This is a genomic window from Micromonospora sp. M51 (assembly GCF_018070305.1).
Taxonomy (GTDB): domain Bacteria; phylum Actinomycetota; class Actinomycetes; order Mycobacteriales; family Micromonosporaceae; genus Micromonospora; species Micromonospora parva.
Window position 1 is genome coordinate 1 of record NZ_JAGPXZ010000974.1, and the last position, 1,948, is coordinate 1,948.

Annotated in this window: 2 protein-coding genes; both read left to right on the plus strand. The window is 73.8% G+C overall.

The features are described from left to right. Positions 1-531 (plus strand): penicillin-binding transpeptidase domain-containing protein (locus tag KBX53_RS31415; protein ID WP_247676500.1); only part of this gene is annotated, 531 nt, incomplete at its 5' end. A gap of 52 nt (positions 532-583) precedes the next feature. Beyond that, positions 584-1,948: Mur ligase family protein (locus tag KBX53_RS31420; RefSeq protein ID WP_210863384.1), on the plus strand; the 1,365-nt coding region annotated here is incomplete at its 3' end.

Here is a 1,948-nt window from a genome sequence, read left to right on the forward strand (position 1 = left end):
TCGTACGGGTCGGTGCCGATCGGGCACAGCGTCGACGCCACGCCGCTGCAGATGACCGCCGCGTACGCCGCCATCGCCAACAACGGCACGTACGTGCAGCCGCACCTGGTCAAGGAGGTGATCGGCCCGGACGGCAAGCGCACCCCCGCGCCGGCCCCGGTGACCCGCTCGGTGCTCAGCCCACAGAACGCGGCGGCCCTGCGCACCATGCTGGAGGCGGTCACCACCGTCGACCGCGCCACCGGTCTGACGGCCGCCGTCCCCGGCTACCGGGTCGCCGGCAAGACCGGAACCGGGTGGCGGCTGGTGAACGGCAAGAAGCAGCCCGGTGAGGTGTCCTCCTTCATCGGGATGGCTCCCGCCGAGAACCCCCGGTACGTGATCTCGGTCTTCGTGTACGCACCCAACAACGGGGGCGCGGCGGTCGCCGGGCCGGCGTTCCGGGACATGATGCAGTTCACTCTGCGTCACTACCGGGTGCCACCTTCCGCCGCCGGATCCGCGCCCAAGTTTGTGGTCTATCCGCGCTGAGCAGCAATGGCGGGACATCATCGGTGAGTGCCGACGAACCACCGGGGCGGCTGTGCGGCCGGAACCGGACGACCGGGTAGGGTCTGACGCCGTGCCCGGCAATCCACGTCCACGTACCGTGACCGGAGTTCGGCTCGGTGATCTCGCCATCCGGCTCGCCGTCGACCTCCCGGCGGACGCCGCCGCGGTGGTCGTCACCGGGGTCACCCACGCCAGCCAGGAGGTCCGCTCCGGCGACCTGTACGCGGCGCTGCCCGGTGCCCGCCGGCACGGTGCGGAGTTCGCCACCGGTGCCGCCGAGGCGGGTGCCGTGGCGGTGCTGACCGACCCGGCGGGCGCGGAGCTGGCGGCGCAGAGTGGTCTGCCCGCCCTGGTGGTGCCCGACCCGCGCGCCGTGCTCGGCGAACTGGCCTCGGCCGTGTACGGCGACCCGACCGCCGGTCTCACCGTGATCGGGGTGACCGGCACCGCCGGCAAGACGTCCACCGCGTACCTGATCGAGTCGGGGCTGCGGGCCGCCGGGCACACCACCGGGCTGGTCGGCACGGTGGAGACCCGGCTCGGTGACCTGGTGATCGACAGTGTGCGCACCACCCCCGAGGCGACCGACCTGCACGCCATGCTGGCCACCGCGCGCGAGCGTGGGGTCACCGCCGTGGTCATGGAGGTCTCCAGCCACGCCCTGGCCATGGGCCGGGTGGGCGGGGTGCGGTTCGCTGTCGGGGGCTACACCAACTTCGGCTCGGACCACCTGGACTTCCACGCCGACAGCGACGACTACTTCGCCGCGAAGGCCCAGCTCTTCGACGGGCGCTGCGCCGTCGAGGTGCTCAACCACGACGACCCGGCGTTGAAGCCGCTGCTCAAGCCGGGCACCGTCACCTATTCGGCGGCCGGTGACCAGGGTGCGACCTGGTGGGCCGACGGGGTGGGCGGCGAGGGGTACGCACAGCGGTTCACCGCGCACGGCCCGGACGGGGTGGCCCTCTCCGCCGGTGTCGCGCTGCCCGGTCGACACAACGTGGCCAACGCGCTGCTGGCCATCGCCGCGCTGGTCGGCGCCGGGGTCGACCCGGTGACCGCCGCGGCCGGTGTGGCCGCCTGCGGTGGCGTCCCGGGCCGGCTGGAGCTTGTCGACGTGGCCGCGCCGGTGCGCGGGGTGGTCGACTACGCCCACAAGTCGGACGCGATAGTGGCCGCGCTGGCCGCGTTGCGCGAGTTGAGCGCCGGCCGGCTGATCTGTGTGATCGGCGCCGGCGGGGACCGGGACCGGGGCAAGCGGCCGGTGATGGGTGCCGCCGCGGCGGAGGGAGCCGACGTGGTGCTGGTGACCGACGACAATCCGCGTACCGAGGACCCGGGGGAGGTCCGCGGCGAGGTGCTCGCCGGGGCGGACCGGGCCGGCACGTCCGCCCGG